The following is a 26,314-nucleotide window of genomic DNA, read 5'->3' as shown; positions in this document are numbered from 1 at the left end:
CCGATAAAATCTCAATTATGGTATAATTAATCATGTCCAGAAAAGCGCTTGTTATTGATGATAATGATCTTGTAAGAGAAACTTTGAAAGCAATGCTTGAATTCTTGAATTTTGAAGTTGTTGTTGCTGAAAATGGAAAGGAGGCTTTAGAAAAATTCAGCTCTGCTGAAAAACCCTTTGATGTTGTTTTTATTGACCTTGTTATGCCTGGAATCTCTGGTATTGAAGTTTTTAAAAAACTCATGGAGCTTAATCCTCAGATAAAAGCCATAATATCAAGCGGATACTCCAATGACCCATCAATTGCTGAATATGAAAAGTTAGGATTTAAGGGCATTCTGAACAAACCCTACACATTAGATGAGCTTAAGAAGACTCTTCAGAAACTAAATCTCCTCTGATGCTGGAATATATATTCTGAAAGTTGTTCCCCTGCCTGCCTTACTTTCAACCTTTATTTTACCTCCCATTTTTTCTATTATGCTCTTTACAATACTCAATCCAAGACCTTTACCTTCCTTTTTCATTGTAAAGAAAGGATCAAATATTTTATCTATGTATTCTTCAGGAATTCCAGGACCTGAATCAGTAATTGTTATACAGACATAGTTTCCTTTTCTCAAATCCTTGATTTCTCCGTGATTTATTAAGTTTTGCAGACTTACTTTAATTGTCCCAGTATTCTCCATAGCCTGCCTTGCATTCATTAGAATATTTTGAAATACTCTATAAAGTTGTGCACTATCAGCATAAACATAAAAAAGTGAAGGAGCAGATTCAATGGTAAAATTTATTTTTGTTCCATTTAAAATAAAGGTTGCTGAACTTCTTGCAATATCTTCAATATTTATCTTTTCTCTCTTTGAGATAAAATCAGGACTTAAATCCTTTAGCTGTTCAACAATCATATTCATCATTTTTGTTGCTTCTATCATTTTTTCTATATTTTTTTTCTTGTCCTCTGAAGTTTCAAGCTCTTTAAGCAGGGAAAGATTTCCTGTAAGAACCATAAGATAATTACTGAAATCATGAACAATACCTGCAGAAATCTTTGTAATTACATCCATCTTTTCAAGCCTTCTTGAAACTTCCTGTCTCTGGATTATTTCTGTAGCATCTTTGATTGTTATTACATCACCCAATTTGACACCCTTTATCTGTATAGAATTCTCATCATAAACCACAGGAATTTCTTTTTCTTTTACCCTTAAAATTTTAAATTCTGGATTTTCATGATCTTTAAGAATTAATAAATCTTTTGCATTCTTTTCTATAACCTCTTCAGAAACATCTAAAACTCTCATAGCCTCTTTGTTCATGTATTTTATTCTGCCTTTAGCATCAGTATAGATTATCCCAGCATCTATTGCATCAAAAGCAATTCTTTTTTCTTCAGCCTCCTCAGCAAATCTGAGGAATATAGTTCTCAGCCTCTCAAGGTTTCTTACAGAAAAGGAATGAGAAATAAAGGCAAGAATAAGCAGTCCAATGAAGAATATGGCTTTATATCTGTCATATATAGAAAGGTTTAAAAAACTTGCAAGAAACCAATCGTTTATAATCTGCCATTTAACAATCTGCCATTTTTGTCCTTTATAGTCTATAAGGATATTACCATCAACCTGTTTAAATCCTGAAGGTAAAAGTTTATCATTACCAAAGAGTTTTTCTTCATAAACTCTATTAAGCTCCTCTTCAGAAACACTAAAGAGCAATCTATTTATAAGCTCTGGTTTTCCTATTAAAATTCCTCCAGAGGAATGCATTAAAAAGGCATTTTCCATGTTAATCTGTTTTTTAAAATTCTCAGTTATGTCAAACTGAAAAACAAGCACACCTATAATACTGCCTTTTTCATAGACTGGATAGGAAACTCTTATATCATCTCTTCCTGTGTAAACTCCTCTTGCTATGAAAACTGAAAGCTTTCCATTAATTGATTCTTTAAAATAGCTCCTGAAGCTCACATCTTTATTAACCATAGTTTCTCTATATTCAGCAGAGCAGGCTTTTATAATTCCATTTTTATCAGCAAACCATATGAGAGCTGTGTCAAGAGTCTGATTAAGATAGGAAAGATATTTATCAAGCTGTTCAGTTCCTTTTCTCATTGCAATTTTGAAATCCTCAGAAGAGGCAACAACTTTTATAAAGTCGCTGAAAAAATCTATCTTGTTTTTAATTTCAAAAGAAACTCTCTCTAAGGTTATTTCTTTATGATAGGCGTCCATGTTTTTTGTATCTTCAATAAATCTCAAAGAGAAATAAAATAAAACTGAAAAGACAAAAATAAAGACAGAGATGTAAAGAAGAAAAGCTTTAAATTTTTCTTCATAGAGAAAAATTGCTCTGAATAACAAACTAAGAAGAGCAAAAATTGTTGCAAAAACATTAAAAACCAGTAAATGTGTAATCAGATAAAGGCAAAGAAAAATGTAATATGAGCCAAAAAACACAAACGGCAGAATTGTTCCTTTTTTTATAATTGAAGGAATAACATTAGATGGCTTTGATATCGAAACTTTCTCTTTATACCATAGATGAAAATAAGAAATACCAGTAAAAAAAAGCCCTAAAAAGGCAAAAATATCATTTTTCTGAAATATGAAAACCATAAGAAGAATTATCGGCAACAAAAGATAATAAAAATTGAAATTAAGCACTCTTTTATAGCCGTAGAAAAGAGTTGTTCCGATTATAGCAGTGTTTAAACCAATCAGAAGAGGATAAAAATCTCTAAAATAATCTTTGAAAAGAACTAAAAGATTTAATGTGAAGTTTAAAGAAAGGACAGCGAAAAAATATTTAACTACTTTTTTATTAGTAGAAGGCTCTATTTTAATTCGCCAGAAAAGAATGTAGTAAAAGGCTAATGAATGAAATAAAAGAAAAGATGCCCTCAAAAAATTAGATAAATCATCAAAAAATTGGGCATTCATTTTATTACTTCATCAAACATGGATTTTTGTTTATCAGAAATTTTTAATTTTATACTCTTTGCTCTTTTTAAATTAATAATTCTCACATACTTGGAAGCATCTTCCACATTTATTTCTGATATCTTTCCTGTCTTTAAAATATAAGAAGACAACTGACCTGCTCTGTATCCCATCTGATAAAAATCAACAGATACTCCGCCAAAGAAACCAAGTTCTACAAATTGTTTGTTAATTGCCAGATCAATCTTTTTAATTTTATCTGTAATTATTGATGCCACATCCCGTAAAGTAAGAGCTTTCCCATCTTTTATGGACATTACAAATGGGAAATAAGCAGTAATGTCTTTTCTTTTATTTATTTCTTCTAAGGCTTTATTTAATTCTGAAGAAGTGCTTACAGGATAAAAAACTATCCTGTTTTTCCAATCCGTATCTTTAAGTTCGTAAATAACCTGTTCTTTAAGTGTCTCTCCCATAAAATCAGTGGAGTAAAGAACAGCGATTTTATCAATCATGCCAGTTAAAGCTTCAACAAGCTCAATCTGTTTTGGAATAAAAAGCCTCTCATAAACACCAGTAAAGTTCTTAACAGGCTTTCTTTCTTTAAGAAAATGATACTTTTCATTGTAATGCTCTGGTGTGACATTTATTCCTGAGAAAACAACAGGAATTTTCTCTCCCATAAAATGCTTTGCAGCACACTGAAACGCAGCATCATCAGTTGTAAGAATTAGGGAAGGTTTGCGCAATTTAACACTTTTTGCGAAATCATCACATCTACTTTCAATTTCCTGCCCTGATATTCTTCTTGAATCAAGATAGGTTATGTCAATTTTTGGGTTATTAATCTCCTTTTTCAATGCATCAATTGCTCCTTCAACCTGTGGAGCACCACATACATCTTTCTCATCATAGCTTGAAAGAATGAAAACAGTCCTGTCATTTGAACATCCATAAAGAAGCATGAAGATAAATATAAAAAATAACTTTAACATGAGATATATTTTACTAAATTTCAGGTTTATGGTAAATATTGCTTGAATTGTTTTATAATTTTAAGATCTTTTCTTAAAAGGAGCTTAAAATGAAAATACCTGTCTCTATTCCTGCTGAAACCTTTAAAGTAAGAGCAATTGATATAGCAGTGTTTTTCATTGTTTTGGGAATTCTTTCTTTCATTATATATATTGCTTCTCAGTGGAGCACTCCCTATGAAAGGACTCTCGAGATCAATCTAAATCCATCAAATATTCCAGAATATGCTCTTCAATCTCTTGCAAGAATTTTTTCTGCCTATTTACTTTCACTTCTGTTTTCCATATGGTATGGATATACTGCATCAAGAAGCAAGATTCATGAAAAAATTATGATTCCACTTCTTGATATTCTTCAGTCAATTCCAGTGCTTTCTTTTTTACCAGGAGTTGTTTTGGCAATGATATCTCTATTCCCAGGAAAAAGAATTGGAATTGAACTGGCATGTGTTCTTCTTATTTTTACTGGACAGGTATGGAATATGACCTTTAGCTTTTATCACTCTATCAATACCATTCCAAAGGAATTGAGAGAAGTAGTGAAAGTTTTCAAAATGAATAAATTTTCAAAATTTTTAAGACTTGATCTTCCCTTCAGTGCCATAGGACTTATCTGGAATAGTATGATGAGTGTGGCAGGTGGATGGTTTTTTTTAATGGCATGTGAGATGTTCATCCTTGAAGATAAAGATTTTAGACTTCCAGGACTTGGCTCTTATATTCAGACAGCAGCAAATAAAGGAAACATTGAGTATGTAATTTATGGAGTTGGTACAATGATTTTTTTGATAATTATTCTTGACCTTTTTGTGTGGAGACCCCTTATTGTATGGTCGCAAAAATTCAGGTTGGAAACAGTTCCACCAGAAGAAGAAATAGAATCCTTTGTATTAAATCTTTTCTCAGGCTCTATTTTTATCAAAAAAGTAGGAGAATTTATTACCAGCACAATTAATAAAATGGAAAAAATGAGTTACAGAAAGTTTGCTATTTCAGAAAATCCCTTTATTAATAAACTAAGCAAAATAACAGGGATTGTTTCTTTATTGTTCATTTTAATGGTAATTATATGGGCAATTTTGAAAGCTTCCCATCTCATTTCCTCCGTCAGTTTAATTGATATTATAACCATAATAAAAGCTGCTTCTTATTCGTTGCTGAGGGTTTCAGTAGCATTATTAATAGCTCTTGCATGGACTCTTCCAGTTGGTGTTTATATTGGACTAAATCCCAAAGCTGCGAAAATCCTTCAGGGAATTGTTCAAATAGCAGCAAGTGTTCCTGCAACAGCGATTTTCCCTGTTATTCTTTTATTTTTAATTAAACTCGGTGGAGGACTTGATATTGGAGCAATATTTCTGATGCTTCTTGGAACTCAATGGTATCTTCTTTTTAATATAATTGCTGGAGCAAGTGCTATTCCAAAAGATTTGATTGAGATCTCTCAAGCTTATGGAATTAAAGGACTGAGAAGATGGAAAACTCTCATTCTTCCTGGAATATTTCCCTATCTTGTTACAGGATTGATTACTGCCAGTGGAGGAGCCTGGAATGCTACAATTGTAAGTGAGTATGTTTCCTTTGGTGGAGAAATTATGTATACAACAGGACTGGGTGCATTAATAAGTCAGTCTTCTGCTTCTGGAAATTTTGGAGTTTTATTGCTCTCCACTGGTTTTATGTCCTTAATTGTTGTTGGAATAAACAGACTGCTCTGGAAAAGACTTTTTATATTAGCTAAAACAAAATATATTCTGGAGTAAGCTATGGAAAAAGAGGTTATCCTTGAGACCATAGGCATTAAAAAATCTTTTCTTGTTGGCAAAGGAAGAGAAATCACGGTTTTAGAAGATATTAATCTTAAAATATGTTCAGGCGAGTTTGTTTCAATTCTTGGACAGTCTGGTGCCGGGAAATCAACTCTTTTAAGAATAATTGCAGGAATTGTGGAGCCAACTGAAGGAAATGTTTTATATAAAGGAATCCCTCTTAAAAAAGCTCAGGCTAAAATAGCAGTTGTTTTTCAGAGTTTTGCTCTTTTTCCATGGTTTACTGTCCTTGAAAATGTTAAAGTTGGACTGGTAGGACAGGGATTAAATGAGCAGGAAATGAATGAAAAAGCCCTGAGAGCAATTGACCTTGTTGGACTTGACGGATTTGAGGATGCCTATCCAAGAGAGCTCAGTGGTGGAATGCGTCAGAGAGTTGGAATTGCAAGGGCACTGGCAGTTGAACCAGAAATTCTCCTTATGGATGAGCCGTTTTCAGCCCTTGATGTGCTTACAGCTGATAATCTTCGTGGAGATATTATTGATTTATGGAGAAATAGAAAAATGCCAGCAAAGGCAATTATTCTTGTTACACATAATATTGAAGAAGCTGTGAGCATGTCAAGCCGTGCTATTGTTTTAAGTCATAATCCTGGAAAAGTGAAAGCTGAAATACCCATTGAAATGCCTTATCCGAGAGACAGAAATTCAAGAGACTTCAAATTTTTGTTGGATAAAATATACACTGTTCTCATAAAATCACCAGAAGAAATTCCTTTTTTGCTTGCTGCAGGCAGATTTCAGTTCCTTCCCCATGCAAAAGTTGGAGCAATTGCAGGACTTATTGAACTTGTTCACGATAAAGGTGGAAGAGTTGATATCTATGCACTGAGTTCAGAACTCAGCATGGAAGTGGATGACATTTTCCCTCTTATAGAAGCTTCTGTAATCCTTGATTTTGGAGAGATAAAAGAGGGTGACTTTATTCTTACAGAAAAAGGTAAAAAATGGGCAGAGGCTGATACTCTTAAAAAGAAAGAAATCTTTAAAGAGGTTGCTCTTCAAAATGTTCAGCTTATTAAACAGATTATGCAGGTTTTATCAACGATTTCAAAACATAGAGTATCTGAGGAATTTTTCCTTGATATTCTTAAAAATCATTTCACACCTGAGGAATCCTGGAATCAGCTTGAAACAGCCATAGACTGGGGAAGATATGCAGAGCTTTTTGCCTATGACTACGATGCAGGAGAGCTTTACCTTGAAGAACCTTCAACAATTGATATGTGAACTTTCAGAATTAGCTGGAATAATTCCTTTTTACTATGACTGTAAAGGCAACTTCCTTGAAATATCTATGGAAACAAAGACTCAGCTAATTTCTGCTATGGGAATTAACATTGAAGAGGCTCAGCACTGGATTGACTACTTTAAAAACTATCCTGATTTTTTAGAACCCGTGTATGTTATTGAGTCAGGTGGCTCTGTAGAGATTTATCCAAAAGAGAATCATAAAATAAAAAAAGCCTTGGTTGAAATTTTTCCCTTTGAGGAATTAGCTGAGTTTGGTGAAGCACTCTCTTTTAAGGTAGAACTTTTGCCTGTAGAAGAGAAAAAATTCAGCATTCCCATTCCTTCTTTACCAATTGGTTATTACAGATTAAGAGTTTTTTTAGAAAATTCAGCTAAAGAGACTGTTTTAATAGTTGTGCCAGAGCATTGTTTTACTCCTTTTAAAAATAAAATCTGGGGGCTTCAATGCAATCTCTGGAGCTTAAAAGAAAACTCAGAGGGAAATTTTTCTCATTTAAAGGCACTGGCAGGATATTTAAACAGTCTTGGAGGATTTATAAGCATAAATCCTTTACATTTCAATGATCCTGAGGACATATATGGAATAAGTCCTTATTCAGCCATATCAAGGGAGTTTAATACACCTCTTTATTTATCAAGCTGCCCTGTGCAGCTGAAAAATGAAGAGATTTTTGAGTATTCCTCTGTGTGGAAGGAAAAAATGAAATGCTTGAGAAAAGAGTTTGAAGCATTTTATAAAAATTACATAAATGCAGATGTAAAGAATTTCATGGCTTATAAAAATAAGCTTTGCCCAGTGATTAGAGAAGATTTAAAATATTTTTCAGTTTTTTGTTTCCTGAGAGAAAGATTTGGAAAAGACTGGCAGAGATGGAGTCCTGAACTTCGCTATCCCAAAAAAGAAATCCTGGATAAAATTTACAGAGACAATGAAAAAGAAGTTCTCTTTTATGAGTATCTTCAATGGTTTGTGGACAGTGAATTTGAAGAGATTAAAAAATATCCAGTTTTAGTTGATATGGGTTTTTGCTCAATTAAATCAAGTTTTGATGTGTGGATTAATCAAGAGCTTTATGCACTTAAGGCAGAATATGGTGCACCTCCAGATGATTTTAATCCAAAGGGACAGAAATGGGGAGCACCTCCTGTGATTCCCTTTAAATTAAAGGAAAAGGCTTACCTTCCATTTATAAAGAGTTTAAGAGCCAATATGAAAACAAAACTTTTAAGAATTGATCACGCTCTTGGTTTATTTAGAGCATTCTGGATTCCTGAATCCTCTTCTGCAGAGGATGGTGCCTATGTAAAGTATCCGTGGAAAGACCTTCTTGGAATTATTGCTCTTGAAAGTCAATTAAACAAGACAGGTGTTATTGGAGAAGACCTTGGAACAGCAGAGGAATGGATGAAAGATGAGCTAATAAAAAGGAAAATATGCTCATGGAGAGTTTTTTATTTTGAAAAAACTATGGAAGGATATAACCCATCCAGCTTTTATCCAGAAGATTCTTTATGTAGCATAACAACCCATGATTTGCCAACACTTAAAGGATTCTGGCATGGAAAAGACATAGAATTAAGAAGGAAATTTAAAATTTATGATGAAAAACAGGCAGAGAATGCTTTTATAGAAAGACAAATGGATAAAGAAAAAATCATTGCTCTATTAAAGGAAGAAGGCTTAGTTGAAGGAGACTCAATTAAAGCGATTTTTTTTGCAATATTAAAATTTCTTGCAAAAACTCCTTCAAAATATCTTCTTTTATATCCTGAGGACATATTACTCTTAGAAGAGCAGATAAACTTTCCAGGAACAATCACTGAGTATCCTAACTGGCAGAGAAAGCTTCCTATGTCCATTGATGAAATTATAAAACTGCCTATTTTCAATGAAATTCAAGCTATTTTGAAAGAGGCTGGACGGGTTCATTCTCTTGATTAGATTCCAAAGGAGTTTGCTGTAAAACAGGCGTAGAATCTTTTTCTTCTGGCTCTGTATACTCTTCTTTAATTATACCTCTTTTCTGCATTATAAAATAAATAAGATTTGCTCTTCTTTCAACAAATCTTGAATTTCCAGCAGGACTGTATTTTAAAGGATTTGGTAAAGATGCAGCCAGCTTTGCTGCCTCCATTGCTGTAAGCTCTGATGCTGATTTGCCAAAGTAATATCTTGATGCAGCCTCTGCACCAAAAATTCCCTCACCCCATTCAGCAACATTAAGATATAGTTCAAGAATTCTCTTTTTGGAAAGAGTTTTTTCAAGTCTCCATGTAATGATTGCTTCCTGAATCTTTCTTACAGGATTTTTTGATGGACTGAGGTAAAGATTTTTTGCAAGCTGTTGAGTAATTGTGCTTCCTCCATATTTAAGCTTTTTTTCTTTTATATCCTTTTCAATTGCCTTTTTTATCCCTTCAATATCAAAGCCTGAATGTGTGTAAAATTTATCATCTTCACCAATAAGCACAGCTTTAACAAGATAGGGCGAAATTCTATAAAGAGGCATCCATACTTTTTTAATTTTTATTTTTTTACCTTGCTTTTGCCATTGCTCCATCCGATACTTCATCATTCCAGTTAACTCTGGATTTTTCTTTTTAAGAGAAGAAACATCCACAATAAAAGGATAAACAATTATATAAATGAAATAAACTGCAGCCACAGCAATTAAAATTCTAAGAAACCATTTAAACATTCTCATATTTTATAATTCAAAGCGTCATGCCCTTCAAATCACAGATTAAACCTGTTGATATTTCTGTGGTATAATTTAAAAAATACCAAAACTTATGGAGTAGGTTCTTATGCCTTTTGAAGAAGGATGGTGTTGCAGAAAAAGATTTAGAGAATGTGGTTTAAAATGGACACAAACCCGCGAAGCCATAATAAATCTCCTGTCTTCCAAAAAAGGTCATTTAAGTGCTGAAGAAATTTTTCTTGAAGTTAAAAAACTTTACCCAGGAATAGGACTTGCCACTGTTTACAGAACTATTGAGCTTTTAACAGAACTTGGAATTTTAAGAAAGTTTGACTTTAAAGATGGAAGAGCCCGTTATGAATTTATTGCAGGAAAAGAAACAGTTGAACATTATCATCTTGTCTGCAGAATCTGCGGTAAAATTATTGATTATGAGATTGATCTTGAAAAACTGCAAGATCCTCTTAAAGATTTAAAAAACACTCTTACTGAAAAGTTTAAATTTTCCATTGAGCGTTCTGATATTCAGTTTTTTGGACTCTGTGAAAGATGTAAGGCTCTTTCAGGAAAAGGGACAAGATAGGGTTTTGGTTGCATTTATAAAACATATTATTTTTAAGGGTGGGCTTAAATTATTTTTTTGGCTTGGGAAGAGTTTAAAAAAGCAACACCTTCAAAAAATTTCAAGCCTCATTGGAAACATGCTTTACTTTATTCCATGGACAAGGAAACATATTGCCTTTGAAAATTTAAAAACTGCCTTTGGAGGGCAATACAGCGAAAGAGAACTTAAAGAGATTCTAAAAAAATTTATTCAAGAAGTTATATTAACTGCGCTTGAAGTTGCCTTTATTGTCAAAAAAAATGAAAAACTTGCTTCATGGGCAAAGGCAGAAGGAGTTGAATTATTTGATGAAGCATTAAAACAAAATAAAGGAGTTATTGCATTAAGCGGGCATATGGGAAATATTCCTGTAATGCTTGCATGGCTTGCTGAAAAAGGTTATCCTGTAGCTGTGCTTTTTAAAGAAGGAAAGTATCTACCAAAGGGATTTCTTTATAACTTGATACGTTCATATAAAATTTATCCAATCCCCATGCATTCTGACAGAGAAGTGCCAAAGGAGATTATCAGGGCATTAAACAAAAACATGATAGTTTTTATTCTTGCTGATCAGGCAAGACCTGGAGTTTATGCAAAATTTTTTGGTAAGTATGTTCAATGTCAGAAAGGTGCTTTTGTTATTGCTTTAAGGAAGAATTCTCCTACAATTCCTGTTTTCATTGTAAGAGAAAAAGATGGACACACTATAAAAATTTATAAACAAGAAGAGATTTTTCACTGTCCTGAATCATTTCAGAATGAGAGTTTTTTATTCTCCGATAAATATGTAGTAAAACTGATTGAAAATTACAACTTTCTTCTTGAAAACCTTATAAGAAAGCATCCTGAACAGTATTACTGGTTTCATAGAAGATTTAAGAAGATGCTTCAGTAAACTGAAGATGCCAGAGTTCACTATAAACTCCTCCCTTAGAAAGAAGCTCTTCATGAGTTCCCTGTTCAATAATCTCTCCTTTATCTATAACAATGATTTTATCTGCTCGTCTGATTGTTGAAAGTCTGTGAGCAATTACTATGGTTGTTCTTCCTTTTCTCATTTGTTCAAGAGCTCTTTGAATTTTCTCCTCTGATTCTGTATCAAGAGAAGCAGTTGCCTCATCAAAAATTAAAATTTTTGGTTCCCTAAGAATTGCTCTTGCTATAGTTATTCTCTGCTTCTGTCCTCCTGAAAGCAAAACTCCTTTTTCACCTACCATGGAGTCATAACCATGAGGCAATTTCATAATAAAATCATGGGCATCTGCCATCTTTGATGCAGCCAGAGCTTCTTCAAAACTGGATGATATATTGCCAAATTTAATATTGTTTATTACTGAATCGTTAAATAAAACAATATCCTGAGTTACAAGAGCAATCTGTGAACGCAAACTGTAAAGAGAAAGATCCCGAATACTTACTCCATCAATCAATATGTCTCCTTCTGTGGGATACCAGAACCCTGCAATGAGATCTGCTATTGTGCTTTTGCCTGCACCTGAAGGACCAACAATTGCAGCAGTTTCACCAGGTTTTATCTCAAAAGAAACATTTTTCAGGGTATAATCCTTTGCAAGTGGATATTTAAAAGAAACATTTTTGAACACAATATGACCTTTTAACTCCTTTTCAACTCCCTTTTCAGGCTCATGTTCAACAAATATTATTTCTCTCAATCTTTCAACAACATTTCTTCCTTTCTGAAATGATGCATTCACTCTGCTCAATCTCTTAAGTGGAGTGTACATGAGAATAACAGCTGTAGCAAAGGAAAAGAAGTCTCCAGATGAAATCTTATCATTTACCACAAGCCATCCACCATAAAAAAGTATCATTGCCACACCAACTCCAGCAATTACTTCTGTAAGAAGATTGGTAAGCTCTTCAGTTCTAACTTCACGCATTATATTGCGATAATGTTCTGTAAGAGCTTTTCTATATCGCTCTTTCATATCTTTTTCCATTGTAAAAGCCTTAATAATCTTTATACCATGAAGTGTTTCATGAAGAAGAGTGGTCACTTTTGCTATTCTTATTCTTGTTTTCATGCCTATGTTTTTCATTTTTTTGCCAAGTTCTGTCATTACATAAATCATAAAAGGTATAACTACAAAGGAAAGAAGTGCAAGATCCCATCTGCGATAAAAAGCAACTGCTGCTAAAGAAACAACGGTCAATCCTTCAACAATGAAGTCTTTAATTGTATTTGAAACAGTGCTTTTAAGCAAATCTACATCATTTAATACCTTGGAAATGACATTACCTGAAGAATCCTTACAAAAAAATGAAAAAGGGAGTTTGAGAAGTTTTTCATAGATCATATCTCTTAAATTTTTCACTATTTTTGCACCAATTGAGTTCATAAGATAGTTATTTAAAAATGTAAAAACACCTCTTAAACTAAAGAGTATAATGACTCCAAAGGTAATCAGATAAAGATACTCTGAAGACTTTTTAATAAAAATCTGATCCATTGCAGGTTTAACACTCCATGCAATAGCTCCATTTATGCCTGATATGGCAAATCCGCAAATAAGTGCTAAAAGAAGTCTTAGACGATGTTCTTTTATAAGTCTCCAGAAAACTGCAAGGTCATCAATCCACTGTTTTTTAAACTTTATTTTAAACTGTTTCTCTATTTCCATAATTTTTCCCATGTTCTGGCATATTTCAAAAAGGAATAAAAACTGTAAAGCATTGCAAGAATAAATCCTCTCATACCATCCAGAAATCCTGCCCGTAAAATATACATTTTAAAAAAAGTAAAAAGCGGAGAAAAAAACATCTTAAAAATTATTTTATATTGAGAAGGATTGCTTTTAACAATCTCCTCTGCAGACAGACAGGCATAATTACTCATTTTTCTGATAAACTCCTCAATGCTGTGATAAGTATAATGAAGCAAAGGCTCTTTTAAATATCCCACTTTACCTTCAACAAGAATTTTTTCATGAACTTCTCTTTTTTGCATTTTCCCTTTGTCTTTTTTAAAAAGTCTAAGCGTGTAGTCTGGCCACCATCCGCTGTGTTTAATCCATTTGCCAAGAAAAAAGTTTTTTCTTGGAATAAAATATCCATCCTTGTCTTCCTTTATTTTCTCCATTATTTCTCTTTTTAAAGATTCTGTTACTCTCTCATCAGCATCCAGAACCAGAACCCATACAAGAGTTGTTTTATCTATGGCAAGCTGTTTTTGATTTGCAAAACCCTGCCACTGGCACTGAAAAATCTTCTCTGTATATTCTCTACATATCTGCAATGTTCTGTCCTCACTGAAGGAATCAACAACCACTATCTCCTCAAAATCTTTAACAGATTCCAAAGCATCTTTAATGTTTTTTTCTTCGTTTTTTGTTATTACTGCCACTGATACAGGAATTTTCAAAAAAACTTCAGCCTCCTATTGTTGACATAGCCCTTAAAGGCTTTGTGTGAGATGAGAGCCCCTGAGGCTTAAGCTGAATTGCTTTTATAAGGATCTGCCTTATTTCATTCTCTGATGCACCGCTTCTTATAATTCTTTTTAAATCAATCTCTCTGTCTGAGAAAAGACATGGTCTCAATTTCCCTTCAGCAGTTAGCCTGAGTCTGTTACATCTTGTGCATATATGTGTTGAAAGAGGGCTTATAAACCCGAGCAATCCCTTAGCACCTTCAAGCATAAAATACTCTGCAGGTCCTGATTTTTTTATCTGAACAGGTATAAGCCTGCCCACAGTATTTTCTATCTTTTGTTTTATTTCTTCTGTACAGATAAAAACTTCTTTTTTCCAGCTATTATGTCCAACTGGCATAAACTCTATAAACCTTATTTGATAAGGCACTTCCATGCTCCATCTGGCAAATCTTCCTACTTCATCATCATTAATTCCTCTCATTACAACTACATTTATCTTTATAGGATTTAGCCCAACTATTTGAGCTTCTTCAATTCCTTCAAGCACTTCTTTCAATGAACCAAATCTTGTTATAGCTCTAAATTTATCTTCATTCAGAGAATCAAGGCTAACATTTACCCTTTTCAGTCCTGCTTCAAATAAAGATTTTGCATACTTTTTCAAAAGTATTCCATTTGTTGTCATTCCTATGTCCTTTATCCCTTCTATTCTGGAAGCTCTTTCAATAAAGCTTACAATGTTCTTTCTTAAAAGTGGTTCTCCGCCTGTTACTCTTATTCTATATATACCTATTGTTGTAGCAATTCTGATTATCCTAAGTATTTCTTCATAACTAAGTATTTCTTCATGGGGAAGCAAGTTCTTAATTCCTTCTTCAGGCATGCAGTAAATGCAACGAAGATTACATCTATCAATAACTGAAATTCTTAGATAATCAATGTTTCTATTAAAGTTATCCTTCATCTCTTTATTGTTCTTTTTGTTTTCTTGGTTGTTGTCTTTTTACCAGAATTCTCACTTTTAAGTATCTCTGCTATTTTCTGCTGAGCAATCTCTGCTTCCTTGGACTGAGGATATCTTTCAATAAGTTTTTCAAAAACCACTTTTGCTGTTTTTTTATCCTTCAACTCAAAAAATGCCATTCCTTCTTTAAGAAGTGCACCAGCTGCTTTATCATGTTTTGGATATCTTTTTAAGAACTCTTCATATGCAAGGATAGCATCTTCATATTTTTTTTCGTTATAGTAAGTCTCACCTATCCAGAAATAGGAATTGGGAAGAAGTTCAAAATCCGGATAATTTTTTATAATTTCCTGAAATTTTTCTCTTGCAGAAGCAAAATTTTTGTTTTTAATATCAATATGCGCTGAATCATAAATTGCCTTTGGATCCTTAGCAGGTTTTGAAATCTCATGTTTTTCTGGTGATAAAGCTGGCTGAGTCAATTTTGCCTGTAATTCTGCTAATTTATCATTCAGTTCCTTAAATTTTTTTTCATTCTGAAAGGAGTTCTCTTCAAATCTTCCCTTAAGAAGTTGAAGCTCCTTTACATAATCCTGTGTTTGAGCAAGAAGGGTAAGTTGCCCTTCCTTTAATGCTACTGCTGTGCTTAAGTCTGATGACATTTTATCAATCCTTGTTTTAAGTTCTGAAACATCCTGCTTTAATTGAGTGTTTTCCACATAAAGTCTTGCAATATCAGCCTTCATCTGTTGAAATTCATCTGTTGTAACGCATGCTGATAAAATTACTGAAGCTATAATACCTGTAAAAGCTATTTTAAGTTTTTTCATTTGCCCTCCTCTATAAATACAAAGTGTGCTCTTCTGTTTTTCTGCCAGCAAGATTCATTGTGTTCCGTGCATAAAGGTTTTTCTTCTCCGTAACTTATTATTTCCATTTTAGATGGTATAACTCCAAGAGTTATCAAGTACTGTTTCACTGCATTTGCTCTTTTTTGTCCAAGAGCAAAGTTGTATTCATTTGTTCCTCTTTCATCACAATGACCTTCAATTATAACTTTCAAATTTGAATACTTCTGTAGCAGTGAAGCAACTTTTTTCAATGTGGGAATATCTTCCTGTTTTATATCATATTTATCATAATCAAAATGGATGTCCTTTATTTCTTCCTGAAGTTTTCTTACAAGTTCTGACATCTCTTGGGCGGAAAATTCTTCCTTTTGTGCTGGTTTTTCAGCTTCTACTTTTTCTTCTTTTTTTGGCACCTCTCCTTCTACTTTTCCTTCTGGCATATAGATTTTTCTTTCAGCACAGGCAAAGATAAAGAAAAGACAAAAAATAGCTATAAAAAAATTTTTTATGCTCATTTTCGCCTCCTGGAAGGATTTTTATAACAAGGCTTGCTGTGTTTTGCCATATTTATATAATACAACAATTAATAAAGCTTTGAAAGGTCAGCAACAGATCTCAACACCTGAGCCAGTTCCTGTAAAAGAGCAAGTCTATTTTTTCTTATTTTTTCGTCCTTGTCCATAACAAGCACTCTATCAAAAAAATTATTTATCACAGGGCAGAGAGTTTCAAGATAATTTAGCGCATCAAGGAATTGGGCATTTTTTAAATATTCATCAAGCTTTTGTTTTTTTTCTGCCATGGCATTATAAAGATTTTCTTCTTCCTCTGCAATTAAAAAATAAGGATTAAGCTCAAATCTTTCGTAATTTTTAATAATATTTGAAACTCTCTTTACTACAAAGAAAAAGGACTCAAAATTTTCTTTTTTGTAAAATACCTTTACTGCCTCAACTCTATCCTCAATTTCATAAACAGGACTACTTAAGATAAAATCACTCACTGTTTTTATTAAATTTACTTCATACCCTATGCTCTCAAAATAGCTTTCCAATCTCTGAGCAATAAAGTTTGAAATATGTTTCTTCATTTTTTCATCGGCAAACTCATCTATTGTATCAACACATTCTTTAATGCTTAAGGGATATCTTTTTTTCAACAGTATAGTCAAAATTCCATTTGCTGACCTTCTCAAGCCAAAGGGATCTTCTGTTCCTGATGGAACCTCTCCAAGATAAAAAAAGGACGCAATGTGGTCAAGTTTGTCAGCTATACTTAGAAGACAACCCTCTTGTGTAGATGGCAAAGCATCTGTAAAACCCTTTGGAAGATAATGCTCTTTAATTGCAAGTGCTACTTCCTGAGATAACCCTTCTGCTCTGGCATAATATCCACCCATTATTCCCTGAAGCTCTGGAAACTCTCCAACAACACCACTGGCAAGATCAGCTTTACAGTATTTAGCAGCAACCTTTACTGATTCAATTTTCTCTGGTAAGATTTTTTCTGCAAGCTTCTGAGCTATCTTTAAAATTCTTAAACTTTTATCATAGAGACTACCAAGTTTTTCGTGATAAACTATTCCCTTTGTTGCATTGACAAGACTGTTTAATCCTTTTTTGAGGTCTTCTTCATAATAAAACTTTGCATCTTCAAATCTTGCTTTTATGACTCTTTGAGCACCTTTTTTAACATTTTCTTCATTCTCTCTTAAAGTGTTACTTACTACAATATAGTAATTTTTTAGTTTTCCTCTGAGATCAGTAATGGCAAAGTATCTTTGATGATCTTTCATAACTGTAATGAGCAACTCTTCTGGAAGGCTTAAATACTCCTCAGGAAAACTACATAAAACAGAGTTTGGAAACTCAACAAGATAATTTACTTCTGTAAAAAGCTCTTCATCCCATAAAACCTTTCCATCTACTTTATTTGCAAGCTCTGTAGCCTGATTAATTATTATCTGTTTTCTTTTTTCCTGATCAACAATCACAAAGGCTTCATTAAGAGCTTTTTCATAATCCTGTATTTTTGATAAACATATTGAATTTTCAGAAAGAAATCTGTGTCCCCATGTTTTGCCCTCTGCTTTTATACCATCTATCTCAAATGGAACTTCTTTATCATTATACAAACACATAAGCCATCTTACAGGTCTTACAAATTTTATGGTTCCACTTCCCCATCTCATCATCTTTGGGAAACTAAGTGAAAAGAAAAACTCCTTTAAAATTTCTGGCAAAACTCTTTCTGTTTTCTTTCCTTTTTCCCTGATTACAGCACAAACATAGTTTCCTTTACCTTTTTGTTTAACTTCTAAGCTATAAACATCTAATCCATGAGCTTTTGCAAAGGCATAGGCAGGCTCCTTCGGTTTTCCTTCTTCATCAAAGGCAACATGAGCAGGTGGTCCCCAGAAGAGTTTTTCCTCTGATGCCTGCTCTTCTGAAACCTTTGCTTTTAAAACAAGCCTTCTTGGCGTTGCATAAACTTTTAATTCTTCAATATTTATTCTGAATTGAGAAAAAATTTTTTTAGAGTTTTCTTCCAATTGATTAACTGCTTGAGGAATAAATCTTGCTGGAATTTCCTCAACTCCTATTTCAAAGAGCAGATTCATTTCCATACCTCTTTTTTAAGTATGCTTCTGCACAAGCTTTTGCAATAGCTCTTACTCTTGCTATATAATTTGTTCTTTCTGCCACTGAAAGAACTCCTCTTGCATCAAGAAGATTAAACATATGAGAGCACTTAAGGCAAAACTCATAGGCAGGTAAAATAAGATTGAGTTCAAGCATTCTTTTTGATTCCCTTTCAAAATCATCAAAATGTTTCTTTATTAATCCTGGATCAGAATGATCAAAATTAAAACAGGAAAATTCTATTTCACCATCCCTGTGAATCTGTCCATAGTTAAATTTTTCATTCCACTTTATATCAAAAACATTGTCCACTTCTTGCAGATACATGGCAATTCTCTCAAGACCATAGGTTATCTCAACAGAAACAGGATTTAAATCAATTCCTCCCACCTGCTGAAAATAGGTAAACTGCGTTATCTCCATTCCATCAAGCCATACTTCCCAGCCAACTCCCCATGCACCCAGTGTAGGAGATTCCCAGTCATCTTCTACAAATCTTATATCATGTCTTTTAAGCTCTATACCCAGAGCTTTAAGGCTTTCAAGGTAAATTTCCTGAGAATTCTCAGGTGATGGCTTTAAAATAACCTGATACTGATAATACTGCCCGAGCCTGTTTGGATTTTCTCCATATCTTCCATCAGTTGGTCTGCGACAGGGTTGAACATATCCTGCAGACCAGTGCTCTGGACCTAAAACTCTAAAAAAAGTGGCAGTATGAAAAGTTCCTGCTCCAACCTCCATGTCATAGGGTTGAAGTATAACACATCCTTTTTCAGCCCAATATTTGTTAAGTGTAAAAATTATATCTTGAAAATACATAGATTTTCATGATACTTTAGCAAAGAGGCTTATGTCAAATGTATCCAAGAGTTCTCATAGCAGGTGTTTGTGGTGGCGCAGGAAAAACAACTGTAGCCCTTTCAATAATTTCTCTTCTTGCAAAAAAAGGCTTAAAAGTAGTTGCCTTTAAGAAAGGTCCTGACTACATAGACAGTGGCTGGTTAAGTCTTTTTTCACAAAATCCCTGTTACAATCTTGATACATTTATGATTCCCCCTGAAAAAGTAATTCAATCCTTTGTTGAAAGAGCAATAGGAGATATTTCTATAATAGAAGGCAATAGAGGACTTTATGATGGGCTTGATGTTAATGGTTCGGTTTCTTCAGCAGAGCTGGCAAAACTTTTAAAATGTCCTGTAATTCTTGTAATAGACTGCACAAAAATGACTCGTTCAGTGGCTGCCTTGATCAATGGATTTATTCAGTTTGACAGGGAAGTAAAAATCAAAGGAGTTGTATTGAATCAGCTTGCCAATGCAAGACATGAGAAAATTATCAGAGAATCTATAAAAAAATACTGTGATGTGGAAATTGTTGGTTCATTGCCAAGATTTAAAGATTTAAAAATGCCTGAAAGACATATGGGACTTTTACCCTATCAGGAGCATGAAGAAAAAGAGGAAGCCAGACAGTTTATAGATAAAGTATCTCAATATATTGATGTAGAAAAAATCATCAAAATTGCTAAAGATGCAGAGTCATTATCATATGTCCCTGTAAAAAACTCAGAATTTTTAGATGGAAGGGACTTAAAAATAGGTGTTATAAGAGATAGAGTTTTTCAGTTTTATTACGAAGAAAATCTTGAAGAGATAAAAAAAACAGGAGCCTCTGTTGTTTTAATTAACTCCTTAGAAGATAGAGCCTTACCAGATATTGATGCTCTTTATATTGGAGGAGGCTTTCCAGAGACCAATGTTAAATATCTTATTAAAAATTCTTCTTTTATGGATGATATTAAGAAAAAAGCAGAAGGAGGGCTTCCTATATATGCTGAATGTGGCGGCTTAATGTATCTCTGTAAAACTCTAATTACTGCAGAAGGAAGTTTTCCCATGATTGGTATTTTTCCTCTAACTCTTAATATGTTTAAAAAACCTCAGGCACATGGATATGTTATTGCTCAGGTTGTTGAAGACAATCCCTTTTATGAAAAAGGAGTACAAATAAAAGGGCATGAATTTCACTATTCAAAAGTTATTGAGTTTGATGAACTACCTCAGATGTGTTTAACTATGACAAGAGGACAGGGTATTATTAACAGCAGGGATGGAGTTATGTATAAAAATACTGTAGGCACATATGTTCATATTCATGCTCTTGGCTGTAAAGAATGGATCAGTGGTATTTTAAAAAGAGCAAAAATCTATAAGGAGTCAAAAAATGCCTAAAAGAGAGTTGCCAACATGCCTTTTCTGTGGAAGAGTAATAGATCCTCCACAGGAAACTTTTACAGAAATAGGAGAAGTAATATATGGAAAATGCGAGTGTGGTGCAATATATGTATGTGAACCAACCGGGCATAATCAGGGTGATGCTCTTGTTGATGCCATGCTTCTTGCATCTCCTCAAGGGATTGATAATGTTGAAATAGGTGTTAACTTTGAATTAAGAGAAAGAGAATATGATTACAGAACTCACCAGTACATTTATATGAAAACCTCTCATTTTAATGGAAGACTTTTTTTCATCAAAGCATTGACTGAAGGCATGAAATCAGATAAACACGAAAAAATTAATATCAATAAAAAGGATTTTATCTGTCTACTTGAAAACTTAGAATTTGAAACAATTGAGAAAGCCTCCTTAGGTAATAAAAACATATTTGGATGGCTTATTTCTCTATCCTATGATAAGGAAAATTCTATTTCATGGAAAGCAATTGATGCAATGGGACATGTGGCAAAGGTTTATGTAGAGGCAGGACAGATAGAACCGTTAAGAAACACCATAAGAAAACTTTTATGGTCAATGACTGATGAATCAGGTGGAATTGGCTGGCGTTCAGCTGAATTAATTGGAGAGATAATCTATGCAGAGCCTTCACTTTTTGATGATATAATTCCAATACTCTGGTCACAAAGAGAAGAAGAAAGCTTTCTTGAAAGTGTCCTAAGAAGCATGATTAAGCTTTCAAAAAAAATTGATTTAAATAAATACATCCGGATAAATGATAATGAACTGAAAAATCTTTTGCACCATGAAAAAGAAGAAATCAGAGCGCTCACAGCAATACTAATCAATAAAATCAAAACTCCTATCCCTGTTCCAGAAGATGTTAAAGATCTGATGTTATCAGTTTATACCAGAGGCAAAGTAATTAGACTTAAAACTTTTAAGGCTGAGAAATTTTTATAAATTTTTATAAAATTATAAACTAAATTTATTTGACTTCAAAACTCTTTTTACTTTAAAGTTGTTTTACTTTATTTAAATGCAAATATGGCTTGAAATTCTTTTTCTAAAGAAGTTAGAATATTTGCAAAAAACTAAAAGGAGGTTAGAAAATGCCTTACATTGAATTTAAGGGAAAGCAGATTGAGATTGACGAGGATGGTTACATTCAGAATCTTGATGATTGGTCTCCAGAGCTTGCAGAGTATATGGCTCAACAGGATGGAATTACACTTACTGAGCACCACTGGGAGGTTATTAACTTTTTAAGAGATTATTATCAAAAGTATCAGATTGCTCCTATGATCAAAATTCTTGTTAAAGAAATGGCTAAGATGTTTGGACCTGACAAAGGTAACACAAAGTATCTCTATGGTCTCTTCCCAGATGGACCAGCAAAACAAGCCTGTAGATATGCAGGACTTCCAAAGCCAACAGGATGCGTATAATTTCCAATATAAAGGGGCAGGCAACTGCCCCTTTTGTTTTTTGAAAGGGGGAGATATTAACCTAAAAGATTAAAAATTTACAGGAGAAAAAAATGACCATTAACAACCTCCTTTCAAAGAAAAAGGAGAGCATAGTTGAAAAATCTTTCAATTTAACTATCTCAACTTATCCAGAAAATACACAAGTTTTTTTTAAAGACAAGAAAAAACAGTTTACCAATCCTGTTGGTTATACCATTTATCAAGGAATTCAGGATATTATTGACAAATTAATCAATGATGAATCTCTTGATAGTTTTATTCCTCCTCTGGAAGAGATTATCAAAATAAGAGCTGTACAGGATTTTACTCCTTCTCAGGCAGTTGGATTTATATTTCTTATCAAAAAAACAATATATGATGAACTTCGTAAACACATAGAACCTGAGAAGCTCTTAGAATTTCTTGCCCAAATTGATTCTCTTGCTTTGGTTGCCTTTGATATCTTCATGAAGTATAGAGAAAAGATATATGATATTAAGGCTAAGGAACTGATTGACAGAACCTGGTGGATTCTTAAGAAATGGAATATTGTTTCAGAAATTGAAAATGAAACTGTAGAAAAAACAAAAAACTTATAAAGAGAGGTAGGGTGAAATGGGGATAGGATTAGCTTTTATAGTAGTTTTAGGATTAATAGTTTTTGCCTATATTGGCACTGATATTTTAGGGCTGGACAGTTTATTTGCCATCGTTTTCCCTTATGCTGCAGTTGTGATTTTTGTAATTGGATTTATCTACAGGGTAGTTAAATGGGGAAAATCACCTGTTCCTTTCAGAATTCCAACAACTGCAGGACAGCAATTCTCTCTTCCATGGATTAAGTACAGCAAAATTGACAATCCTGCAACTGGCTGGGGTGTAGCATTGAGAATGTTTTTTGAAATTGCTCTTTTCAGATCCCTTTTTAGAAACACAAAGGCTGAAATAATCAATGGAAGACTTTATATTGGTTCAAACAAATGGCTCTGGCTTGGAGCAATAGCATTCCATTATTCGTTTCTGATTATTCTTATCAGACACTTAAGATTTTTTGCTGCTCAAACTCCATGGTGTGTTTCTATAATTGACTCTGTTGACTCTTTCTGGCAGATTGGTCTTCCAATGCTTTATATGACAGATATTGTAATTGCTGCTGCTCTTCTTTATCTTTTGGGCAGAAGAATATTTAATCCCCAGGTAAAATATATTTCTCTGCCCTCTGATTATTTTCCACTTTTTCTTATAATTGGCATAGTTACAACTGGCATTCTTATGAGATACTTTGCAAGAGTTGATATCACAAGCATAAAAGAGCTTGCTCTTGGATTGGCTTATCTTAAGCCAACTGTACCTAAGGGAATAGGAAGTCTCTTTTACATTCATCTATTTCTTGTAAGTGTTCTTTTTGCTTACTTTCCATTTAGTAAACTGATGCACATGGGTGGAGTATTTTTAAGCCCCACAAGAAATCTCGCTAATAACAACAGAATGAAGAGACATGTTAATCCATGGGATTATCCAGTTAAGCATCGTCATTATGAAGAATATGAAGATGAATTTAGAGAAAAAATGAAAAAAGCTGGAATACCAGTAGAAAAGGAGTGAGACTATGGGACTGCCAAAACCAGAAGAATTAATCTCAACAGTTAATTTAAAAAAGATGCCATCCAGATGGTGGATGGATACTTTACCAGTAGAGTTTAAGCCAGGGTTTTACTGCTATGGTGCAAAAGGGAAAAACCTTGAATATGTTGACTTTCCAAATGCACGAGACTTCCATGTAACAGATCCTGACTGGAAGCTGCCGGAAGACTGGAAAAAAATAGTTATTGAAGGTATCAGGCAGAGACTTGAAAGATTCAGAACATTCCATGTATTTATGGACATATGTGTTAGATGTGGAGCCTGTGCTGATAAGTGTCACTTCTTTATAGGCTCTGGAGATCCCAAAAACATGCCAGTGCTGAGAGCAGAACTTCTAAGGTCAGTTTACAGAAAATACTTTACCACTGGCGGAAAACTCTTTGGAAGGAACGGAGGAGCAAGAGAACTTGACCTTGATGTGCTAAAAGAACTCTGGTATTACTTCTATCAATGTACAGAGTGTCGTAGATGCTCTCTTTTCTGTCCCTATGGAATTGATACAGCAGAGATAACAATAATCGCAAGAGAGCTTTTAAATCTATTGGGCTTGAATACTGACTGGATATCTGGTCCTGTTGCGAACTGTTACAGAACTGGAAACCATCTTGGAATTGAGCCTCATACAATGAAATCAACCCTTGAGTTTATGTGCAATGATATAGAAGAAATAACAGGAATCAGAATTGAGCCACCAATAAACAGAAAGGGTGCTGAAATTCTTTTTGTAACTCCTTCAGGAGACCTTTTTGCAGACCCTGGAATATATACATGTATGGGATATATGATGCTTTTCCACGAAATAGGACTTGACTATACATGGAGTACCTTTGCATCAGAAGGTGGAAACTTTGGATTCTTTACATCCCATGAAATGGCAAAAAGACTTCACACAAAAATATATGAAGAGGCAAAGAGGCTTAAAGTTAAATGGATAATTGGTGGAGAGTGCGGACACATGTGGAGAGTCTGGCATCAGTATCATAATACATGGTATGGACCTATTGATTTCCTTGAAGAGCCTGTATCACCAATTACAGGTACAAAGTTTGAAAATGCCAGGTCAAATAAAATCGTTCACATAAGTGAATTCACAGCAGATCTTATCAGACATGGAGTTCTTAAATTTGATAAATCAAGAAATGATAATTTGATTGTAACATTTCATGATTCCTGTAATCCTTCAAGAGCAATGGGAATTCTTGAAGAGCCAAGATATATAATTAAAAATGTTTGTAACCACTTTTATGATATGCCAGATGAAACTATCCGTGAGCAGACATTCTGCTGTGGCGGTGGAGCTGGATTGAATGCAGGTGAAATAATGGAACTCAGAATGAGAGGAGGATTCCCAAGAGCTAATGCTGTCAGGTATGTTCATGAAAAATTTGGCGTTAATATGCTTGCATGTATATGTGCAATAGACAGAGCAACACTGCCACCACTTATGGATTACTGGGTTCCTGGTGTAAGAGTTACAGGAGTTACAGAGCTTGTTGCCAATGCCATGATAATGAAAGGTGAAAAGGAAAGAACTATGAATTTAAGGATGGAGCCACTACCAGGAAAGGAGGAACAGTAAAATGTATGATGGATGGAAAATAATTCTTGGATTAATTGTTTTTGTATTGATAGTGACTCTACCTTTTACAATGAGTGTTGGAAAAACTTATGTACAGCCTAAACCAAGCATTGATACTCCTGAAATACAGAAAATGGAAAAAAAACAATGTATTGAGCCAAAGCAATACATGAGAGAGATGCATATTAAGATTCTTTATTCATGGAAAGATTATGCCACAAGAGAAGGAAAAAGAGTTTATGTAGCCAGTGATGGCAAAACATACACAATAAGTCTTCAAAATACCTGCATGAAATGCCATTCTAATAAAGAAAAATTCTGCGATGAGTGTCATAATTATGTGAATGTGAAACCCTATTGCTGGGATTGTCATATTGAGCCTAAGGTGGGAGGGTTAAAATGATTACAAGAAGAGATTTTCTGAAAATAGCTGCTTTTTCATCATTGCTTGGTTTAGGTGGTGCCTTTACAATTAATGCTCTGGAAAAAGAGCCAGGACAGAAAGTATTAAAAGAGTTTAATGCTTTAAAAGGAAAAAGATGGGCAATGGCAATTGATACAAGAAAGTTTAAAACGCAGGAAGACTTTGAAAAGGTTATAAGAGCATGTCATAAAGCCCATAATGTACCTGAAATTGCCAATCCTCTTCATGAAGTAAAATGGATATGGACAGATGACTATGAACACTCGTTTGCAGGCACTGCTGAAGAATACATATCAAAAGAGGTAAAAGAAAGAAAATTCCTTCTCCTCTGTAATCACTGTGACAATGCACCATGTGTTAGAGTCTGTCCTGTTAAGGCAACATTTAAAAGACCTGATGGTATAACAATGCAGGATATGCATCGCTGTATTGGATGTAAATTCTGCATGGCTGGATGTCCCTATGGTGCAAGAAACTACAACTTCCTTCCACCAAGAGACTATATAAAAGAACTTAATCCTGAATATCCCACAAGAACTCTTGGAGTTGTTGAAAAATGCACATTCTGTAATGAACGTATAGACAAAGGACTTCTTCCATACTGTGTTGAAGCTTCTGAGGGTAAGATAATCTTTGGTGATCTCTATGATCCTAAATCTGAAATTAGAAAAGTGCTTTCTGAAAATATTGTTATTCGCAGAAAAGTTGAACTCGGCACACAGCCTATGGTTTTCTACATAATTTAAT

At 33.8% G+C, this 26,314-nt stretch carries 24 protein-coding genes; 14 read left to right on the top strand and 10 right to left on the bottom strand.

What is annotated here, in order from left to right:
• Window positions 1-32: 32 nt before the first annotated feature.
• Window positions 33-401, top strand: coding sequence for a response regulator (locus tag ACYQ3X_RS08745; RefSeq protein WP_460181429.1), 369 nt, complete (start codon window positions 33-35; stop codon window positions 399-401).
• Here ACYQ3X_RS08745 and ACYQ3X_RS08740 read toward each other — a convergent pair.
• Both ACYQ3X_RS08740 and ACYQ3X_RS08735 read right to left on the bottom strand, forming a co-directional pair.
• On the bottom strand, window positions 387-2,939 hold the full coding sequence (locus tag ACYQ3X_RS08740; RefSeq protein WP_460181428.1) for an ATP-binding protein: 2,553 nt from the start codon (window positions 2,937-2,939) through the stop codon (window positions 387-389). The genes ACYQ3X_RS08745 and ACYQ3X_RS08740 overlap by 15 nt on opposite strands.
• Window positions 2,936-3,934: an ABC transporter substrate-binding protein gene (locus ACYQ3X_RS08735; protein WP_460181427.1), complete on the bottom strand. Its 999-nt coding sequence runs from the start codon at window positions 3,932-3,934 to the stop codon at window positions 2,936-2,938. The genes ACYQ3X_RS08740 and ACYQ3X_RS08735 overlap by 4 nt, the downstream gene beginning before the upstream one ends.
• Window positions 3,935-4,023: 89 nt before the next feature.
• Here ACYQ3X_RS08735 and ACYQ3X_RS08730 point away from each other — a divergent pair, with 89 nt between their 5' ends.
• Genes ACYQ3X_RS08730 through malQ form a run of 3 tightly spaced genes read left to right on the top strand, consistent with a single transcriptional unit; the run spans window position 4,024 to window position 8,998 of the window.
• Window positions 4,024-5,736, top strand: a complete 1,713-nt coding sequence (locus ACYQ3X_RS08730; RefSeq protein ID WP_460181426.1) for an ABC transporter permease — start codon at window positions 4,024-4,026, stop codon at window positions 5,734-5,736.
• A 3-nt stretch (window positions 5,737-5,739) separates the two neighbouring features.
• A complete protein-coding gene (locus ACYQ3X_RS08725; protein ID WP_460181425.1) occupies window positions 5,740-7,032 on the top strand; it encodes an ABC transporter ATP-binding protein in 1,293 nt (430 codons plus the stop codon).
• Entirely contained in the window at window positions 7,004-8,998 is a 1,995-nt protein-coding gene (gene malQ, locus ACYQ3X_RS08720; RefSeq protein WP_460181424.1) for a 4-alpha-glucanotransferase, read from the top strand. The genes ACYQ3X_RS08725 and malQ overlap by 29 nt, the downstream gene beginning before the upstream one ends.
• On the opposite strand, the gene mtgA is transcribed toward malQ, so the two are convergent.
• Window positions 8,958-9,755, bottom strand: a complete 798-nt coding sequence (mtgA, locus tag ACYQ3X_RS08715; protein ID WP_460181423.1) for a monofunctional biosynthetic peptidoglycan transglycosylase — start codon at window positions 9,753-9,755, stop codon at window positions 8,958-8,960. The two genes, malQ and mtgA, sit on opposite strands and share 41 nt — an antisense overlap.
• A 109-nt stretch (window positions 9,756-9,864) precedes the next feature.
• On the opposite strand from mtgA, the gene ACYQ3X_RS08710 reads away from it, so the two are divergent.
• Window positions 9,865-10,341, top strand: coding sequence for a Fur family transcriptional regulator (locus tag ACYQ3X_RS08710; protein ID WP_460181422.1), 477 nt, complete (start codon window positions 9,865-9,867; stop codon window positions 10,339-10,341).
• A 118-nt stretch (window positions 10,342-10,459) separates the two neighbouring features.
• Window positions 10,460-11,257, top strand: a complete 798-nt coding sequence (locus ACYQ3X_RS08705; protein WP_460181421.1) for a lysophospholipid acyltransferase family protein — start codon at window positions 10,460-10,462, stop codon at window positions 11,255-11,257.
• Here the strand turns inward: ACYQ3X_RS08705 and ACYQ3X_RS08700 are convergent.
• The 7 genes from ACYQ3X_RS08700 to ACYQ3X_RS08670 all read right to left on the bottom strand — a co-directional run bounded on the left by ACYQ3X_RS08700 (window position 11,238) and on the right by ACYQ3X_RS08670 (window position 19,035).
• Window positions 11,238-13,004, bottom strand: a complete 1,767-nt coding sequence (locus tag ACYQ3X_RS08700) for an ABC transporter ATP-binding protein (protein WP_460181420.1) — start codon at window positions 13,002-13,004, stop codon at window positions 11,238-11,240. The two genes, ACYQ3X_RS08705 and ACYQ3X_RS08700, sit on opposite strands and share 20 nt — an antisense overlap.
• Window positions 12,995-13,744, bottom strand: coding sequence for a glycosyltransferase family 2 protein (locus ACYQ3X_RS08695; RefSeq protein WP_460181419.1), 750 nt, complete (start codon window positions 13,742-13,744; stop codon window positions 12,995-12,997). The genes ACYQ3X_RS08700 and ACYQ3X_RS08695 overlap by 10 nt, the downstream gene beginning before the upstream one ends.
• Before the next feature lie 7 nt (window positions 13,745-13,751).
• A complete protein-coding gene (gene moaA / locus ACYQ3X_RS08690; RefSeq protein WP_460181418.1) occupies window positions 13,752-14,720 on the bottom strand; it encodes a GTP 3',8-cyclase MoaA in 969 nt (322 codons plus the stop codon).
• Window positions 14,717-15,550 (bottom strand): tol-pal system protein YbgF, encoded by an 834-nt coding sequence (gene ybgF, locus ACYQ3X_RS08685; protein WP_460181417.1) that lies wholly within the window; start codon window positions 15,548-15,550, stop codon window positions 14,717-14,719. The genes moaA and ybgF overlap by 4 nt, the downstream gene beginning before the upstream one ends.
• Complete coding sequence (gene pal, locus ACYQ3X_RS08680) at window positions 15,547-16,086, bottom strand: peptidoglycan-associated lipoprotein Pal (protein ID WP_460181416.1); 540 nt, start codon at window positions 16,084-16,086, stop codon at window positions 15,547-15,549. Before pal ends, ybgF begins: the two co-directional genes overlap by 4 nt.
• 68 nt (window positions 16,087-16,154) lie before the next feature.
• On the bottom strand, window positions 16,155-18,191 hold the full coding sequence (gene glyS, locus ACYQ3X_RS08675; RefSeq protein WP_460181415.1) for a glycine--tRNA ligase subunit beta: 2,037 nt from the start codon (window positions 18,189-18,191) through the stop codon (window positions 16,155-16,157).
• Window positions 18,175-19,035, bottom strand: a complete 861-nt coding sequence (locus ACYQ3X_RS08670; RefSeq protein WP_460181414.1) for a glycine--tRNA ligase subunit alpha — start codon at window positions 19,033-19,035, stop codon at window positions 18,175-18,177. The genes glyS and ACYQ3X_RS08670 overlap by 17 nt, the downstream gene beginning before the upstream one ends.
• A 38-nt stretch (window positions 19,036-19,073) precedes the next feature.
• Between ACYQ3X_RS08670 and ACYQ3X_RS08665 the strand changes: the two genes are divergently transcribed.
• The 8 genes from ACYQ3X_RS08665 (at window position 19,074) to dsrO (ending at window position 26,313) form a co-directional block, all read left to right on the top strand.
• Entirely contained in the window at window positions 19,074-20,447 is a 1,374-nt protein-coding gene (locus ACYQ3X_RS08665; RefSeq protein ID WP_460181413.1) for a cobyrinate a,c-diamide synthase, read from the top strand.
• Window positions 20,440-21,414, top strand: coding sequence for a DVU0298 family protein (locus ACYQ3X_RS08660; protein ID WP_460181412.1), 975 nt, complete (start codon window positions 20,440-20,442; stop codon window positions 21,412-21,414). The genes ACYQ3X_RS08665 and ACYQ3X_RS08660 overlap by 8 nt, the downstream gene beginning before the upstream one ends.
• Before the next feature lie 149 nt (window positions 21,415-21,563).
• Complete coding sequence (locus ACYQ3X_RS08655; RefSeq protein ID WP_353683835.1) at window positions 21,564-21,899, top strand: TusE/DsrC/DsvC family sulfur relay protein; 336 nt, start codon at window positions 21,564-21,566, stop codon at window positions 21,897-21,899.
• A 92-nt stretch (window positions 21,900-21,991) separates the two neighbouring features.
• The gene (locus tag ACYQ3X_RS08650) at window positions 21,992-22,519 is read left to right on the top strand and encodes an RsbRD N-terminal domain-containing protein (RefSeq protein WP_460181411.1); all 528 of its coding nucleotides are present in this window, start codon (window positions 21,992-21,994) and stop codon (window positions 22,517-22,519) included.
• 16 nt (window positions 22,520-22,535) lie between these two features.
• Window positions 22,536-23,525 (top strand): sulfate reduction electron transfer complex DsrMKJOP subunit DsrM, encoded by a 990-nt coding sequence (gene dsrM / locus ACYQ3X_RS08645; RefSeq protein ID WP_460181410.1) that lies wholly within the window; start codon window positions 22,536-22,538, stop codon window positions 23,523-23,525.
• 4 nt (window positions 23,526-23,529) lie between these two features.
• The gene (gene dsrK / locus ACYQ3X_RS08640; RefSeq protein WP_460181409.1) at window positions 23,530-25,143 is read left to right on the top strand and encodes a sulfate reduction electron transfer complex DsrMKJOP subunit DsrK; all 1,614 of its coding nucleotides are present in this window, start codon (window positions 23,530-23,532) and stop codon (window positions 25,141-25,143) included.
• Window position 25,144: 1 nt separating this feature from the next.
• Window positions 25,145-25,546 carry a sulfate reduction electron transfer complex DsrMKJOP subunit DsrJ gene (gene dsrJ / locus ACYQ3X_RS08635; protein ID WP_460181408.1) on the top strand — a complete coding sequence of 134 codons (402 nt, stop codon included), beginning with the start codon at window positions 25,145-25,147 and terminating at the stop codon, window positions 25,544-25,546.
• Window positions 25,543-26,313, top strand: coding sequence for a sulfate reduction electron transfer complex DsrMKJOP subunit DsrO (dsrO, locus tag ACYQ3X_RS08630; RefSeq protein ID WP_460181407.1), 771 nt, complete (start codon window positions 25,543-25,545; stop codon window positions 26,311-26,313). The genes dsrJ and dsrO overlap by 4 nt, the downstream gene beginning before the upstream one ends.
• Window position 26,314: the final 1 nt, after the last annotated feature.

The organism is Thermodesulfovibrio sp. TK110 (assembly GCF_054658355.1).
This window is presented reverse-complemented; position numbering and strand designations above follow the sequence as displayed.

Excerpts from the sequence above, each read along its gene's own strand:
- ACYQ3X_RS08745 (WP_460181429.1), top strand. The coding sequence starts at position 33 with ATGTCCAGAAAAGCGCTTGTTATTGATGATAATGATCTTGTAAGAGAA.
- ACYQ3X_RS08740 (WP_460181428.1), bottom strand. The coding sequence starts at position 2,939 with ATGAATGCCCAATTTTTTGATGATTTATCTAATTTTTTGAGGGCATCT.
- ACYQ3X_RS08735 (WP_460181427.1), bottom strand. The coding sequence starts at position 3,934 with ATGTTAAAGTTATTTTTTATATTTATCTTCATGCTTCTTTATGGATGT.
- ACYQ3X_RS08730 (WP_460181426.1), top strand. The coding sequence starts at position 4,024 with ATGAAAATACCTGTCTCTATTCCTGCTGAAACCTTTAAAGTAAGAGCA.
- ACYQ3X_RS08725 (WP_460181425.1), top strand. The coding sequence starts at position 5,740 with ATGGAAAAAGAGGTTATCCTTGAGACCATAGGCATTAAAAAATCTTTT.
- mtgA (WP_460181423.1), bottom strand. The coding sequence starts at position 9,755 with ATGTTTAAATGGTTTCTTAGAATTTTAATTGCTGTGGCTGCAGTTTAT.
- ACYQ3X_RS08710 (WP_460181422.1), top strand. The coding sequence starts at position 9,865 with ATGCCTTTTGAAGAAGGATGGTGTTGCAGAAAAAGATTTAGAGAATGT.
- ACYQ3X_RS08705 (WP_460181421.1), top strand. The coding sequence starts at position 10,460 with ATGCTTTACTTTATTCCATGGACAAGGAAACATATTGCCTTTGAAAAT.
- ACYQ3X_RS08700 (WP_460181420.1), bottom strand. The coding sequence starts at position 13,004 with ATGGAAATAGAGAAACAGTTTAAAATAAAGTTTAAAAAACAGTGGATT.
- moaA (WP_460181418.1), bottom strand. The coding sequence starts at position 14,720 with ATGAAGGATAACTTTAATAGAAACATTGATTATCTAAGAATTTCAGTT.
- ybgF (WP_460181417.1), bottom strand. The coding sequence starts at position 15,550 with ATGAAAAAACTTAAAATAGCTTTTACAGGTATTATAGCTTCAGTAATT.
- pal (WP_460181416.1), bottom strand. The coding sequence starts at position 16,086 with ATGAGCATAAAAAATTTTTTTATAGCTATTTTTTGTCTTTTCTTTATC.
- glyS (WP_460181415.1), bottom strand. The coding sequence starts at position 18,191 with ATGAATCTGCTCTTTGAAATAGGAGTTGAGGAAATTCCAGCAAGATTT.
- ACYQ3X_RS08670 (WP_460181414.1), bottom strand. The coding sequence starts at position 19,035 with ATGTATTTTCAAGATATAATTTTTACACTTAACAAATATTGGGCTGAA.
- ACYQ3X_RS08665 (WP_460181413.1), top strand. The coding sequence starts at position 19,074 with ATGTATCCAAGAGTTCTCATAGCAGGTGTTTGTGGTGGCGCAGGAAAA.
- ACYQ3X_RS08660 (WP_460181412.1), top strand. The coding sequence starts at position 20,440 with ATGCCTAAAAGAGAGTTGCCAACATGCCTTTTCTGTGGAAGAGTAATA.
- ACYQ3X_RS08655 (WP_353683835.1), top strand. The coding sequence starts at position 21,564 with ATGCCTTACATTGAATTTAAGGGAAAGCAGATTGAGATTGACGAGGAT.
- ACYQ3X_RS08650 (WP_460181411.1), top strand. The coding sequence starts at position 21,992 with ATGACCATTAACAACCTCCTTTCAAAGAAAAAGGAGAGCATAGTTGAA.
- dsrM (WP_460181410.1), top strand. The coding sequence starts at position 22,536 with ATGGGGATAGGATTAGCTTTTATAGTAGTTTTAGGATTAATAGTTTTT.
- dsrK (WP_460181409.1), top strand. The coding sequence starts at position 23,530 with ATGGGACTGCCAAAACCAGAAGAATTAATCTCAACAGTTAATTTAAAA.
- dsrJ (WP_460181408.1), top strand. The coding sequence starts at position 25,145 with ATGTATGATGGATGGAAAATAATTCTTGGATTAATTGTTTTTGTATTG.
- dsrO (WP_460181407.1), top strand. The coding sequence starts at position 25,543 with ATGATTACAAGAAGAGATTTTCTGAAAATAGCTGCTTTTTCATCATTG.